The organism is Escherichia sp. E14S1 (genome assembly GCF_004211995.1).
Taxonomy (GTDB): domain Bacteria; phylum Pseudomonadota; class Gammaproteobacteria; order Enterobacterales; family Enterobacteriaceae; genus Escherichia.
The window spans coordinates 53,319-68,353 of record NZ_RHJQ01000015.1; the positions used below are offsets into that span (position 1 = coordinate 53,319).

Genomic DNA, 15,035 nt, shown 5'->3' on the forward strand with positions numbered 1-15,035 from the left:
TACCCCTTAGTTTTTGCGAAACATTTTCAGCATGCGCTGAGTCACGGTAAAGCCACCGAAAATATTAATGCTGGCGATAAGCACCGCGATAAAACTAAGGAAGCTAACCCAGCCGCCCTGGCCAATCTGCAATAGAGCTCCGACAACAATAATCCCTGAAATCGCGTTAGTAACCGACATCAGCGGCGTATGCAACGCGTGGGAGACATTCCACACCACGTAATAACCTACGACGCAGGCCAGCGCGAAAACGGTAAAGTGCCCGAGGAATTCTTTCGGTGCTACGCTTGCCAACCAGCCGAAAAGGATGATTGCCAGCGCCATCAGCGCATATTTACGCCACGGTGAGCAGGCACATTTTTCTTCGGTTTTAACATCAGGTGCCGCCTTCTGTGCTGCCTGCGGTTGGACAGAAACCTGAATCGGCGGCGCCGGCCAGGTAATTTCGCCAGAACGGAGCACGGTCACGCCGCGAATCACCACATCATCAAAATCAACCGTGATATTGCCGTCTTTCTCTTTGCACAACAGTTTCAGCAGATTGACAAGGTTGGTGCCGTAAAGCTGTGAGGATTGCGTCGGCAGGCGACCAGGAAGATCGGTGTAGCCAATCACTTTGACACCATTCTCCGTGGTGAAGATTTCACCCGGCACGGTGTATTCACAGTTACCACCGTTTTGGGCTGCCAGGTCGACAATCACACTACCCGACTTCATAGAATCAACCATTTCACGGGTAATCAGTTTCGGTGCTGGTTTGCCTGGAATAAGCGCGGTGGTCACAATGATATCGACCTCTTTTGCCTGGGCGGCAAAGAGTTCCATTTCTGCTTTGATGAACGCTTCCGACATCACTTTGGCGTAACCATCGCCGCTACCGGCTTCCTCTTTAAAATCCAGCTCGAGGAATTCCGCGCCCATACTTTGAACTTGTTCTTTCACTTCCGGGCGGGTATCGAATGCACGCACAATTGCGCCGAGGCTGTTTGCTGCGCCAATGGCGGCCAGACCTGCAACACCCGCACCAATCACCATCACTTTTGCTGGCGGCACTTTACCTGCTGCTGTGATTTGCCCGGTAAAGAAACGCCCAAACTCATGAGCCGCTTCAACAATGGCGCGATAACCAGCGATGTTCGCCATCGAACTTAACGCATCAAGCGATTGAGCACGTGAGATACGTGGTACAGAGTCCATCGCCATCACGGTTACGTTACGCTCCGCGAGTTTTTGCATTAACTCCGGATTCTGCGCGGGCCAGATGAAGCTTACCAGCGTGGTTCCCGGATTTAGTAACGCAATTTCATCATCTAACGGCGCATTGACCTTCAGAATGATCTCTGACTGCCAGACGTTATTCCCTTCTACAATTTCGGCGCCCGCTTGCACAAACGCTTTATCGTCAAAACTAGCCAGTTGACCTGCGCCGCTCTCTACCGCGACGGTAAAACCTAGTTTCAGCAACTGCTCCACTGTTTTCGGCGTTGCTGCAATACGGGTTTCATTGGTTAACCGTTCTCTTGGTATGCCAATTCGCATGATATTCCCTTCCATCGGTTTTATTGATGATGGTTTGCCTGTGTTTTTGATACACAAGCCGCTCATGTACGAGCTAAATGTTACTCCGTTAAAATAAATTAGTAACAAACGCCTATAACGTACTGAAAATAATGCCTGTGATCTAGCGTCAAAAATCAGTATTTCGGCGTGAACTCGCAAAATATTAACGATTCAGCCTTGATAGCGGGATAAACACCATAGAACACAGGATAATGGGCGATAATTGTCTTTGATAATCAGGTAAAACATGAGATTTCACCGAGGCCAGCCACCGGTTAACATTAAATTAACTTATACAATTCAGCCAGTTCAGTCATTCTTCTGTTATTGTGGCTATTTTTTAAGCGCGGATGCTCATTCGATCAGATTTAAAATCAAATCAAGAAGTCTGATATCAAAAAATCACGCAGACAGTTACACACTTTAAATGCAATAATCAGCCACGTTTCTCGTTAATAACAATACCAGTATCTGGTTTGCGCAAGGCGAAGGATTATTTTTATGAAGCTTAAGAACACCCTCCTGGCGTCGGCACTGCTTTCTGCTACGGCATTTTCCGTTAACGCAGCAACAGAACTGACACCGGAGCAAGCGGCAGCGGTTAAACCTTTTGACCGTGTAGTGGTTACCGGTCGTTTTAATGCCATTGGTGAAGCGGTTAAAGCCGTTTCCCGTCGCGCTGATAAAGAAGGCGCCGCCTCTTTTTATGTTGTCGACACTTCAGATTTCGGTAACAGCGGTAACTGGCGTGTAGTTGCCGATCTTTATAAAGCCGATGCTGAAAAAGCAGAAGCTGATAAGAATCGCGTTTTTAATGGCGTTATTGAACTGCCTAAAGACCAGGCTGTTTTGATCGAACCGTATGACACCGTGACCGTCCAGGGCTTCTTCCGCAGCCAACCGGAAGTGAACGATGCCATCACCAAAGCAGCAAAAGCGAAAGGTGCCTACTCTTACTACATCGTTCGCCAGATAGATGCCAACCAGGGCGGCAACCAGCGTATTACTGCGTTCATCTACAAACAAGATGCTAAAAAACGCATCGTCCAGAGCCCGGATGTGATCCCTGCGGATTCTGATGCTGGTCGCGCGGCACTGGCCGCAGGTGGCGAAGCCGCGAAGAAAGTTGAAATCCCGGGCGTTGCCACCACTGCATCACCAAGTGCTGAAGTTGGTCGTTTCTTTGAAACTCAGTCCTCAAAAGGCGGACGTTACACTGTCACGCTTCCTGACGGCACCAAAGTAGAAGAACTGAACAAAGCGACCGCAGCAATGATGGTTCCGTTCGATAGCATTAAGTTCTCGGGTAACTACGGCAACATGACCGAAGTCTCCTACCAGGTTGCTAAACGTGCCGCGAAGAAAGGTGCTAAGTATTACCACATCACCCGCCAGTGGCAGGAACGTGGTAACAACCTGACCATCAGTGCAGACCTGTATAAATAAATAACTATTCAGTATCACATTAAGGCGGCTTTATGCCGCCTTTCAGATTTTTAGCTACAAATTTTCCCGCAACCATTGCATGCCGCCACTTCTCTTCGTAAAATCCCGCGCTTTAGTGGCATTCACCATTTTTATGCGTTTTGCCCTAATATTTATTCTTCTGAACACGTTTTAAACACTGGATATCGATGGAAAAGAAACTGGGACTGAGCGCACTCACCGCGCTGGTATTAAGCTCAATGCTGGGCGCGGGTGTTTTCAGTCTGCCGCAAAATATGGCGGCGGTTGCCAGCCCGGCAGCATTGCTCATCGGCTGGGGTATTACTGGCGCTGGCATCTTATTGCTGGCCTTTGCCATGCTGATCCTGACACGCATTCGTCCCGACCTTGACGGCGGTATTTTTACCTATGCACGGGAAGGGTTTGGTGAGTTAATCGGCTTCTGCTCCGCGTGGGGATACTGGCTATGTGCGGTTATCGCCAACGTCTCTTATCTGGTTATCGTCTTTTCCGCATTAAGTTTCTTCACCGATACGCCGGAACTACGCCTGTTTGGCGATGGTAACACCTGGCAATCGATCGTCGGTGCATCGGCATTGTTGTGGATTGTTCACTTTTTGATCCTGCGCGGCGTACAAACCGCCGCCAGCATTAACCTGGTGGCGACATTGGCAAAATTATTGCCGCTTGGTTTGTTTATTGTGCTGGCGATGATGATGTTCAAACTGGACACCTTCAAGCTCGACTTTACTGGCCTTGCGCTTGGCGTGCCGGTATGGGAACAGGTGAAAAACACCATGCTGATCACACTGTGGGTATTCATTGGTGTGGAAGGTGCGGTGGTTGTTTCTTCACGGGCGCGGAATAAACATGATGTTGGCAAAGCAACGCTTCTGGCGGTGCTTTCTGCACTGGGCGTTTATTTATTGGTCACCCTGCTTTCGCTGGGGGTGGTTGCTCGTCCTGAACTGGCTGAGATTCGTAACCCGTCTATGGCCGGTCTGATGGTGAAAATGATGGGGCCGTGGGGCGAGATTATCATCGCTGCCGGATTGATCGTTTCTGTTTGTGGCGCGTATCTAAGCTGGACCATTATGGCGGCAGAAGTCCCCTTCCTGGCAGCGACCCATAAGGCATTCCCGCGTATTTTTGCGCGCCAGAATGCACAAGCCGCACCGTCTGCCTCGCTGTGGCTGACCAACATCTGCGTGCAAATTTGTCTGGTGCTGATCTGGCTGACCGGCTCTGATTACAACACGTTGCTAACCATCGCCTCAGAGATGATTCTGGTGCCCTATTTCCTGGTTGGCGCGTTCTTGTTGAAAATCGCTACTCGTCCACTGCATAAAGCGGTAGGTGTCGGTGCCTGCATTTATGGCTTATGGTTATTATACGCTTCAGGCCCAATGCACCTGTTGTTGTCCGTCGTTTTGTATGCGCCAGGGCTACTGGTCTTCCTGTACGCGCGTAAAACGCATACACATGATAATGTATTGAATCGTCAGGAAATGGTGCTGATTGGCATGTTGTTAATTGCCGCAGTTCCGGCCACCTGGATGCTGGTGGGATAACTTTCGTCCCATCGTTTGCTTGCAAAGGAGATTAACGATGGGGAAAACCCAGCCCTTGCCAATATTAATCACTGGCGGAGGCCGTCGTATCGGCCTCGCTCTCGCCTGGCATTTCATTAATCAAAAGCAACCGGTGATTGTCAGCTATCGGACGCACTATCCTGCCATTGATGGACTGGTTAATGCAGGTGCGCAGTGTATTCAGGCTGATTTTTCAACGAACGACGGCGTGATGGCGTTTGCCGATGAAGTGTTAAAAACCACCCACGGCCTGCGTGCCATTTTGCATAACGCCAGTGCGTGGATGGCAGAAAAACCAGGTATGCCACTGACTGATGTTCTGGCCTGCATGATGCAGATCCATGTTAATACCCCTTACCTGCTCAACCATGCGCTGGAAAGATTACTACGCGGTCACGGACACGCCGCCAGCGATATCATTCACTTCACCGATTATGTGGTGGAGCGCGGAAGCGACAAACATATTGCCTATGCTGCAAGCAAAGCGGCACTGGATAATATGACCCGTTCATTTGCCCGCAAGCTGGCACCGGAAGTGAAAGTGAATTCTATTGCACCATCGCTGATCCTGTTTAACGAGCATGATGATGCCGAATATCGCCAACAGGCGCTGAATAAATCACTGATGAAAACCGCGCCTGGTGAGAAAGAAGTTATCGATCTTGTCGATTACTTACTCACCAGTTGCTTTGTAACCGGACGCAGTTTCCCGCTTGATGGCGGTCGTCATTTGCGTTAATGCAGTTTCATCCAGCAAATAATTAGCACCCATGCGCTTAGCCCCCAGCACGCAACAGAACCCACAAAAGCAGCGGGCAAGCGCATGATTCCGGTGAAATACCACAACGACGCCAGATAAACAAAATAGGGAATAATCGACCACATACTGAAAACGATTGTGGCGCGTAAGGCTTCAATCCCACGTTCACTGACAACAATATAATGCGCGATGAGCGCAAAAGTCGGGAAAAGCGGGATCAGCCCGGCGATATAGTAATTTTTCGTTTTGGCTAATACACCAATCAACACCACCACCAGCGCACCAAGCGCGGCTTTGATTACCAGCCCCATTGTTTTACCTTAACACTTCCATAACAAGTCATCTGTAGAATACCCGATGCAACCTTGTTTAGAAACGATTGATAGTAAGTAAAATCAGCGCGGTGTATTGTGACGTTTTTATATCTGCCGTGAATAATATGAACACTATCGTTTTTGTGGAAGATGACACAGAAGTTGGTTCACTGATTGCCGCGTACCTGGCAAAGCATGATATGCAGGTTACCGTGGAACCGCGCGGCGACCATGCCGAAGAGACAATTCTGCGGGAAAATCCGGATCTGGTGCTGCTTGATATCATGCTGCCAGGCAAAGACGGAATGTCCATCTGCCGCGATTTACGCGCAAAATGGTCCGGGCCGATTGTTCTGCTGACCTCTCTCGATAGCGATATGAACCACATTCTGGCGCTGGAAATGGGCGCCTGCGACTATATTCTCAAAACAACGCCCCCCGCTGTTCTGTTGGCGCGTTTACGTTTACATTTGCGTCAGAACGAACAGGCGACGCTGACCAAAGGTATTCAGGAAACATCTCTGACACCTTACAAACCATTGCATTTCGGTACGTTAACTATCGACCCCATCAACCGCGTAGTGACACTTGCTAACCATGAGATTTCACTCTCGACGGCTGATTTTGAATTGTTATGGGAACTAGCCACCCATGCCGGACAAATTATGGACCGCGATGCGCTGCTGAAGAATTTACGCGGCGTCAGTTATGACGGGCTGGATCGTAGCGTGGATGTAGCTATTTCGCGGTTACGAAAAAAACTGCTCGATAACGCTGCCGAACCCTACCGCATTAAAACCGTGCGTAACAAAGGCTATCTTTTTGCGCCTCATGCGTGGGAATAAACGATGAAAAAACTGTTTATCCAGTTTTATCTTTTGCTGTTTGTCTGCTTTCTGGTGATGTCTCTACTGGTTGGCCTGGTGTACAAATTTACCGCCGAACGTGCAGGCAAACAGTCGCTGGATGATTTGATGAACAGTTCGCTGTATCTGATGCGTAGCGAATTACGCGAGATCCCTCCACACGACTGGGGAAAAACGTTGAAGGAGATGGATTTAAATCTCTCTTTCGATCTGCGCGTCGAGCCGCTGAGTAAATATCATCTCGATAATAACGCCATGCACCGATTGCGTGGCGGAGAGATTGTTGCTCTGGATGATCAGTACACCTTTTTACAGCGTATCCCGCGCAGCCACTACGTTCTCGCCGTGGGTCCCGTTCCTTATCTTTATTTCCTCCATCAAATGCGTTTGCTGGATATCGTGCTGATCGCCTTTATTGCCATCTCCCTCGCCTTTCCGGTGTTTATCTGGATGCGTCCGCACTGGAAAGACATGTTAAAACTGGAAGCGGCGGCGCAACGATTCGGCGATGGGCATCTCAATGAGCGTATTCACTTTGATGATGGTTCAAGCTTTGAACGACTTGGCGTGGCGTTTAACCAGATGGCGGACAATATCAACGCGTTGATTGCCAGTAAAAAGCAGCTTATTGATGGCATTGCCCATGAACTGCGAACACCATTAGTGCGCCTGCGTTATCGGCTGGAGATGAGCGACAACCTGAACGCCACCGAGTCCCAGGCCTTAAATCGCGATATCAGTCAACTGGAAGCCTTAATTGAAGAACTGCTGACTTATGCCCGGCTCGATCGCCCGCAAAATGAACTGCATTTTAGCGAACCAGACCTGCCGTTGTGGCTGTCAACACATCTGCAAGATATTCAGGCCGTGACCCCCGACAAAACGGTACGGATAAAAACGATCACGCCAGGTAATTACGCGGCACTGGATATGCGCTTAATGGAGCGCGTGCTGGATAACTTACTCAACAACGCCCTGCGCTACTGCCATTCAACCGTTGAAACCAGCCTGCTACTGGCAGGAAACAGAGCAACATTGATTGTTGAAGATGATGGTCCGGGAATTGCGGCAGAAAATCGCGAGCATATCTTTGAACCCTTTGTTCGCCTCGATCCCAGCCGGGACCGTGCAACTGGCGGCTGTGGGCTGGGGCTGGCGATTGTCCACTCCATCGCTCTGGCAATGGGCGGCACGGTCAATTGTGACACCAGCGAACTGGGGGGCGCCCGCTTCTCGTTCAGCTGGCCACTGTGGCACAACATCCCGCAATTTACTTCTGCCTGACACCAAACGCACGGTGGTTAAGTTGTCGTCAATGTGCTATAAATAAAGTATGTTGTAACTAAAGTGGTAATTTTATGGCCCGTTACGATCTTGTTGACCGACTCAATACGACTTTTCGCCAGATGGAACAAGAACTGGCAGCGTTTGCCGCTGAACTTGAACAACACAAGTTGCTGGTTGCCCGCGTGTTCTCGTTACCGGAGGTCAAAAAGGAGGATGAGCATAATCCGCTTAATCGCATTGAGGTTAAGCAACATCTCGGGAAAGAAGCGCAGGCGCTGGCACTGCGTCATTTCCGCCATTTGTTTATTCAACAACAGTCCGAAAATCGCAGCAGCAAGGCGGCTGTTCGTCTGCCTGGCGTGTTGTGCTATCAGGTCGATAATCTTTCACAAACGGCGCTGGCAAGTCATATACAGCGCATCAATCAACTTAAAACCACTTTCGAGCATATCGTCACGGTTGAGTCAGAACTGCCTACGGCAGCGCGTTTTGAATGGGTACATCGTCATTTGCCGGGGCTGATTACCCTTAACGCTTATCGCACGCTCACCGTTCTGCACGACCCCGCCACTTTACGTTTTGGCTGGGCGAATAAACATATCATTAAAAATTTGCATCGTGATGAGGTGCTGGCGCAGTTGGAAAAGAGCCTGAAATCGCCACGTAGCGTTGCACCGTGGACGCGCGAGGAGTGGCAGGGAAAACTGGAACGCGAGTATCAGGATATTGCCGCCCTGCCACAGGATGCGAAGTTAAAAATCAAACGTCCGGTGAAGGTTCAGCCAATTGCCCGTGTCTGGTACAAGGGGGATCAAAAACAAGTTCAGCACGCCTGCCCGACACCGCTTATCGCGCTGATAAATAGGGATAATGGCGCAGGCATGCCAGACGTTGGTGAGCTGTTAAATTACGATGCCGACAATGTTCAGCATCGTTTTAAACCCCAGCCGCAGCCGCTTCGTTTGATCATTCCACGGCTGCACCTGTATGTTGCAGATTAACGCCCTGCTTTCATACTGCCGACCATCTGTTCTGGTCGTACCCAGCTATCAAACTCGGCTTCGCTAAGATAGCCCAGCGCAAGGGCGGCAGCTTTTAAGGTCAGCCCTTCTTTGTGCGCTTTTTTGGCGATCTCCGCAGCTTTGTCATAGCCAATATGGGTGTTTAGCGCGGTCACCAGCATCAGCGATTCATTGAGTAATTGGTTGATACGCTCACGATTCGGCTCTATTCCCACCGCGCAGTGTTTGTTAAAACTTTCCATGCCATCTGCCAGCAAGCGTACCGATTGCAGGAAATTGTGGATCACCATCGGACGGAAGACGTTCAGTTCGAAGTTACCAGAAGCGCCGCCGATGTTGATTGCCACGTCATTCCCCATCACCTGGCAGCAAAGCATGGTTAATGCTTCACACTGCGTTGGGTTCACTTTTCCCGGCATGATTGAACTACCCGGCTCGTTTTCCGGGATTGAGATTTCGCCAATGCCGCAACGTGGACCAGAAGCCAGCCAGCGGACGTCATTGGCAATTTTCATCAGTGACGCCGCCAATCCTTTTAACGCACCGTGCGCCTGAACCAGCGCATCACAGGTCGCCAGTGCTTCAAATTTGTTCGGTGCGGTAACAAACGGCGCACAGGTAATGACCGAAAGCTCGTCCGCCACGCGACGGGCATATTCCGGATGGGTGTTTAGTCCAGTACCCACAGCTGTACCGCCCAGAGCCAGTTCCGCTACGTGAGGCAGGCTGTATTCGATATGTTTGAGATTATGCTCAAGCATTGCTACCCAGCCGGAAATCTCCTGCCCCAAGGTCAGCGGCGTAGCGTCCTGCAAGTGGGTACGACCAATTTTGACGATATCAGCATACGCGCGGGATTTCTCATTCAGAGTTTGTGTCAGGGTTTTAAGTTGTGGAATGAGTTGCTTACGCAGCGCCAGCAGCGCCGCAACGTGCATTGCTGTTGGAAAGACATCATTGGAACTCTGGCTTTTGTTCACATCGTCGTTAGGGTGAACTTTACGTTCCATCCCGCGCACACCGCCGAGCAGTTCACTCGCCCGATTGGCCAGCACTTCGTTCATGTTCATATTACTTTGCGTGCCGGAACCGGTCTGCCAGATTCCCAGTGGGAATTCATCATCATGCAGCCCCGCCAGCACTTCATCCGCCGCCTGACGAATGGCGCTCGCTTTCTCTTCAGACAGCAAGCCTAAATCTTCATTAACTTTTGCCGCTGCGCGCTTGGTTAGCGCCAGCGCATGAATCAGTGAGGTTGGCATTTTCTCCGTCGAAATGCGGAAATGCTCCAGCGAGCGTTGAGTTTGTGCGCCCCACAGCTTATCTGCCGGGACATCGATCGCACCCATCGAATCTTTTTCGCTGCGTACTGTTTTCATGGCCTGCTCCTCACCTGATTAATTTTTTTCTTCTTTGCTTACGTTAAGCAACTTTTAGCTCACTCATTATTTACTATTTGATAACAAATGTTTGGTATTTCGTGCCATGTAAAAAAGCCGCCCCGAAGGGCGGCTCTGCTTATTTCACGCAGCGGCTACACTGCGTGAGTTGTATCTGCTGGAAGAAGTCATTTCCTTTATCATCCACCAGGATAAACGCCGGGAAATCTTCCACTTCGATTTTCCAGATGGCTTCCATTCCCAGTTCCGGATATTCAACACATTCCAGACTTTTAATACTCCCCTGCGCCAGCACTGCCGCAGGACCGCCGATACTGCCGAGATAGAAACCGCCATGTTTTTTACAGGCATCTGTCACCTGCTGGCTGCGGTTACCTTTCGCCAGCATGATCATGCTGCCGCCCTGCGCTTGCAGTTGATCGACGTAAGAATCCATACGTCCGGCAGTCGTTGGGCCAAGAGAACCGGAGGCATAACCTTCCGGCGTTTTGGCCGGACCCGCGTAGTAAATTGGATGATCTTTAATATACTGCGGCAGCCCTTCGCCGTTATCCATCCGCTCTTTCAGTTTGGCATGAGCGATATCACGACCGACGATAATCGTGCCGTTAAGCGATAAGCGTGTAGAAACGGGATACTGCGACAACTGTGCGAGGATCTCTTTCATTGGACGGTTAAGGTCAACGCGTACCGCTTCGCCTTCTCCCGCTTTACGCAGTTCTTCAGGGATGTATTTGCCAGGATTATGTTCCAGTTTTTCGATCCAGATCCCCTGACGGTTAATCTTCGCTTTGATATTACGGTCAGCAGAACAAGAGACGCCCATACCAATCGGGCAGGATGCGCCGTGGCGTGGCAGGCGAATAACGCGAATGTCATGGGCGAAATATTTCCCGCCAAACTGCGCGCCCAGACCGAGATTTTGCGCTTCAATCAGCAATTCGTTTTCCAGTTCCACATCGCGGAACGCCTGACCGTGCTCGTTCCCTTCCGTTGGCAGTTCGTCATAGTATTTAGCGGAAGCCAGTTTCACCGTTTTAAGGTTAGTTTCCGCAGAAGTTCCGCCAATAACGAACGCAATATGATACGGAGGACACGCCGCCGTACCCAGTGTGCGCATTTTCTCAACCAGATAATTTTTCAGTTTCCCCGGCGTCAGTAACGCTTTGGTTTCCTGATAGAGATACGTCTTGTTTGCCGAACCGCCACCTTTGGCGATACAGAGGAATTTGTACTCGTCGCCATCAACGGCATAAAGATCGATCTGCGCTGGCAAGTTAGTGCCGGTATTCACCTCTTTATACATATCCAGCGGCGCGTTTTGCGAGTAGCGCAGGTTATCTTCGATGTAAGTGTTATAGACACCGCGCGCCAGCGCCGCTTCGTCGCCACCACCGGTCCATACACGCTGCCCTTTTTTACCAACGATAATCGCGGTGCCGGTGTCCTGGCAGGTTGGCAGAACGCCTTTTGCGGCGATATCGGAGTTTCGCAGGAATTGCAGTGCCACATACTTGTCGTTTTCGCTGGCTTCCGGGTCACGCAAAATATCGGCTACCTGCTGTTGATGGGCCGGACGCAGCATGAATGACGCATCATGAAACGCCTGACGCGCCAGAAGAGTTAACGCTTCTGGTGCAACTTTCAAAATCTCCTGTCCTTCAAATTCAGATACGCTGACATGTTCGCTGGTCAGCAGGTAATACTCGGTATCATCTTTTTTGAGTGGGAAAGGAGCCTGATAATGAAAGGGTTTGTTTGACATTGTTCTCTCACTTACTGCCTGGTTTGGTTATGCTTTGGGCGGGTGTTCCATTGCCCTGTTAAAAGCGAGTTACATTATCCTACACACTTTTTTAACAAAAACTGAGACTAGTACGACTTTTTGCGGCTCCAGGTTACTTCCCGTAGGATTCTTGCTTTAATAGCGGGATTAATTTCCACATCTAAACAGGGATTGATCATGCAAAAACTCATTAACTCAGTGCAAAACTATGCCTGGGGCAGCAAAACGGCCTTGACTGAACTTTATGGCATGGAAAATCCGTCCAGCCAGCCGATGGCCGAGTTGTGGATGGGCGCGCATCCAAAGAGCAGTTCACGTGTGCACGATGCCGCAGGAGATATCGTTTCACTGCGTGATGTGATTGAGAGTGATAAAGCGACTCTGCTGGGAGATGCCGTTGCCAAACGCTTTGGCGAGTTGCCTTTCCTGTTCAAAGTATTATGCGCAGCCCAGCCGCTCTCCATTCAGGTGCATCCGAACAAACGCAATTCTGAAATCGGTTTTGCCAAAGAAAATGCGGCCGGTATTCCGATGAATGCCGCCGAGCGTAATTATAAAGATCCTAATCACAAGCCTGAGCTGGTTTTCGCCCTGACCCCTTTCCTCGCGATGAACGCATTTCGTGAGTTTTCCGACATTGTCTCCCTGCTTCAGCCAGTCGCGGGCGCACATCCGGCCATTGCTCACTTTTTGCAGCAGCCCAATGCCGAACGTTTAAGCGAACTGTTTGCCAGCCTTTTAAATATGCAGGGTGAAGAGAAATCCCGCGCGCTGGCGATTTTGAAATCGGCGCTCGACAGTCAGCAGGGCGAACCGTGGCAAACGATTCGTTTAATTTCTGAATTTTACCCTGATGACAGCGGTCTGTTCTCCCCGCTGTTGCTGAATGTGGTGAAATTGAATCCTGGCGAAGCGATGTTCCTGTTCGCTGAAACACCGCACGCTTACCTGCAAGGCGTGGCACTAGAAGTGATGGCGAACTCCGATAACGTGCTGCGTGCGGGTCTGACGCCTAAATACATTGATATTCCAGAGCTGGTTGCCAACGTGAAGTTCGAAGCCAAACCGGCCAACCAGTTGTTGACCGAGCCGGTGAAACAAGGCTCAGAGCTGGACTTCCCGATTCCGGTTGATGATTTTGCCTTCTCGCTGCATGACCTTAGCGATGAAGAAACCACCATCAGCCAGCAAAGTGCCGCCATTTTGTTCTGCGTCGAGGGCGATGCAACGCTGTGTAAAGGTTCTCAGCAGTTACAGCTTAAACCGGGTGAATCAGCGTTTATTGCCGCCAACGAGTCACCGGTGACTGTCAAAGGCCACGGCCGTTTAGCCCGTGTTTACAACAAGCTGTAAGAGCTTACTGAAAAAATTAACATCTCTTGCTAAGCTTATTAAAGGCTTATAACACCTTCAGGCGGCCAGTCCGCCTGATTTTATTTTATGGATAATCATTATGAATAAATCGCTGGTAGCGGTAGGCGTCATTGTTGCGCTCGGCGTAGTCTGGACAGGCGGCGCATGGTACACAGGCAAGAAGATTGAAACCCATCTCGAAGACATGGTCGCGCAGGCGAACGCGCAACTCAAACTAACAGCTCCTGAATCCAACCTGGAAGTGAGTTATCAAAACTATCATCGCGGCGTATTCAGCAGCCAGTTGCAACTGGTGGTGAAACCCATTGCCGGGAAAGAAAATCCGTGGATTAAAAGCGGTCAGAGCGTCATCTTCAACGAATCGGTTGATCATGGTCCCTTCCCCCTTGCCCAGCTTAAAAAACTGAACCTGATTCCGTCGATGGCATCAATTCAAACCACGCTGGTCAATAATGAAGTAAGCAAACCACTGTTTGATATGGCAAAAGGTGAAACGCCTTTTGAGATTAACTCCCGCATTGGTTACAGCGGTGATTCCAGTTCCGATATTTCGCTCAAGCCCCTGAATTACGAGCAAAAGGATGAAAAAGTCGCCTTTAGCGGCGGCGAGTTCCAGTTAAATGCTGACAGAGACGGCAAAGCCATCTCCCTGTCAGGGGAAGCACAAAGCGGTCGGGTGGATGCGGTTAACGAATACAACCAGAAAGTGCAGTTGACCTTTAATAATCTGAAAACTGACGGTTCCAGCTCACTGGCAAGTTTTGGTGAACGCGTGGGCAATCAAAAAGTCTCGCTGGAAAAAATGACCATTTCAGTGGAAGGCAAAGAGCTGGCATTGCTGGAAGGCATGGAGATCAGCGGTAAATCGGATCTGGTCAATGACGGGAAAACGATCAATAGCCAACTGGATTACTCGCTAAATAGCCTGAAGGTTCAGAATCAGGATCTGGGCAGTGGCAAGCTGACTTTAAAAGTCGGCCAAATTGATGGCGAAGCCTGGCATCAGTTTAGCCAGCAATATAACGCGCAAACTCAGGCGCTGCTGTCACAGCCAGAAATTGCCAACAATCCCGAACTTTATCAGGAGAAAGTGACGGAAGCCTTCTTTAGCGCCCTGCCGCTGATGTTGAAAGGCGATCCGGTGATTACTATCGCACCACTGAGCTGGAAAAACAGTCAGGGTGAAAGTGCGCTGAATCTGTCGCTGTTCCTGAAAGATCCGGCAACGACTAAAGAAGCGCCGCAAACGCTGGCGCAGGAAGTAGACCGCTCGGTTAAATCTCTGGATGCGAAACTGACCATTCCGGTGGATATGGCAACTGAACTGATGACTCAGGTAGCGAAGCTGGAAGGATATCAGGAAGATCAAGCGAAAAAACTGGCGAAACAGCAAGTTGAAGGTGCGTCAGCAATGGGCCAGATGTTCCGTCTGACCACCTTGCAGGACAATACCATCACCACCAGCCTGCAATATGCTAACGGTCAGATCACGTTAAACGGACAGAAAATGTCGTTAGAAGATTTTGTTGGCATGTTTGCGATGCCAGCTCTTAACGTTCCGGCTGTACCGGCAATTCCGCAGCAGTAATTCACGGCCAAAACGCCGGAGAATTTTCACTCCGGCGTTT

At 50.1% G+C, this 15,035-nt stretch carries 12 protein-coding genes; 8 read left to right on the plus strand and 4 right to left on the minus strand.

The genetic code is table 11. The features are described 5' to 3' along the window. Positions 1 to 6 precede the first annotated feature (6 nt). Positions 7 to 1,539, minus strand: a complete 1,533-nt coding sequence (gene pntA / locus D9734_RS17650) for a Re/Si-specific NAD(P)(+) transhydrogenase subunit alpha (protein ID WP_130209315.1) — start codon at positions 1,537 to 1,539, stop codon at positions 7 to 9. Positions 1,540 to 2,061: 522 nt separating this feature from the next. Here pntA and ydgH point away from each other — a divergent pair. The 3 genes from ydgH to folM all read left to right on the plus strand — a co-directional run bounded on the left by ydgH (position 2,062) and on the right by folM (position 5,337). Further along, complete coding sequence (gene ydgH, locus D9734_RS17655) at positions 2,062 to 3,006, plus strand: DUF1471 family protein YdgH (protein ID WP_130209317.1); 945 nt, start codon at positions 2,062 to 2,064, stop codon at positions 3,004 to 3,006. Positions 3,007 to 3,194: 188 nt separating this feature from the next. Then, positions 3,195 to 4,577 carry an amino acid permease gene (locus D9734_RS17660; RefSeq protein WP_130209319.1) on the plus strand — a complete coding sequence of 461 codons (1,383 nt, stop codon included), beginning with the start codon at positions 3,195 to 3,197 and terminating at the stop codon, positions 4,575 to 4,577. Positions 4,578 to 4,614: 37 nt separating this feature from the next. Then, positions 4,615 to 5,337 carry a dihydromonapterin reductase gene (gene folM, locus D9734_RS17665; protein WP_130209321.1) on the plus strand — a complete coding sequence of 241 codons (723 nt, stop codon included), beginning with the start codon at positions 4,615 to 4,617 and terminating at the stop codon, positions 5,335 to 5,337. On the opposite strand, the gene D9734_RS17670 is transcribed toward folM, so the two are convergent. Then, positions 5,334 to 5,669 (minus strand): GlpM family protein, encoded by a 336-nt coding sequence (locus tag D9734_RS17670; RefSeq protein WP_130209323.1) that lies wholly within the window; start codon positions 5,667 to 5,669, stop codon positions 5,334 to 5,336. The genes folM and D9734_RS17670 overlap by 4 nt on opposite strands. A gap of 128 nt (positions 5,670 to 5,797) precedes the next feature. On the opposite strand from D9734_RS17670, the gene rstA reads away from it, so the two are divergent. From rstA to tus, 3 genes are all read left to right on the plus strand, one after another. Then, the gene (gene rstA / locus D9734_RS17675) at positions 5,798 to 6,517 is read left to right on the plus strand and encodes a two-component system response regulator RstA (protein WP_130209325.1); all 720 of its coding nucleotides are present in this window, start codon (positions 5,798 to 5,800) and stop codon (positions 6,515 to 6,517) included. 3 nt (positions 6,518 to 6,520) lie between these two features. Further along, positions 6,521 to 7,822 (plus strand): two-component system sensor histidine kinase RstB, encoded by a 1,302-nt coding sequence (gene rstB, locus D9734_RS17680; protein ID WP_130209327.1) that lies wholly within the window; start codon positions 6,521 to 6,523, stop codon positions 7,820 to 7,822. A 74-nt stretch (positions 7,823 to 7,896) separates the two neighbouring features. Then, a complete protein-coding gene (gene tus / locus D9734_RS17685; protein WP_130209329.1) occupies positions 7,897 to 8,826 on the plus strand; it encodes a DNA replication terminus site-binding protein in 930 nt (309 codons plus the stop codon). Here the strand turns inward: tus and fumC are convergent. Together fumC and fumB are read right to left on the minus strand one after the other, a co-directional pair. Then, positions 8,823 to 10,226 (minus strand): class II fumarate hydratase, encoded by a 1,404-nt coding sequence (fumC, locus tag D9734_RS17690; RefSeq protein WP_130209331.1) that lies wholly within the window; start codon positions 10,224 to 10,226, stop codon positions 8,823 to 8,825. The two genes, tus and fumC, sit on opposite strands and share 4 nt — an antisense overlap. Before the next feature lie 139 nt (positions 10,227 to 10,365). Further along, positions 10,366 to 12,012: a class I fumarate hydratase gene (fumB, locus tag D9734_RS17695; protein WP_130209333.1), complete on the minus strand. Its 1,647-nt coding sequence runs from the start codon at positions 12,010 to 12,012 to the stop codon at positions 10,366 to 10,368. Between the two features lie 198 nt (positions 12,013 to 12,210). Between fumB and manA the strand changes: the two genes are divergently transcribed. Beyond that, on the plus strand, positions 12,211 to 13,386 hold the full coding sequence (gene manA, locus D9734_RS17700; RefSeq protein WP_130209335.1) for a mannose-6-phosphate isomerase: 1,176 nt from the start codon (positions 12,211 to 12,213) through the stop codon (positions 13,384 to 13,386). Between the two features lie 100 nt (positions 13,387 to 13,486). Then, positions 13,487 to 14,995, plus strand: coding sequence for a YdgA family protein (locus D9734_RS17705; protein WP_130209337.1), 1,509 nt, complete (start codon positions 13,487 to 13,489; stop codon positions 14,993 to 14,995). Positions 14,996 to 15,035: the final 40 nt, after the last annotated feature.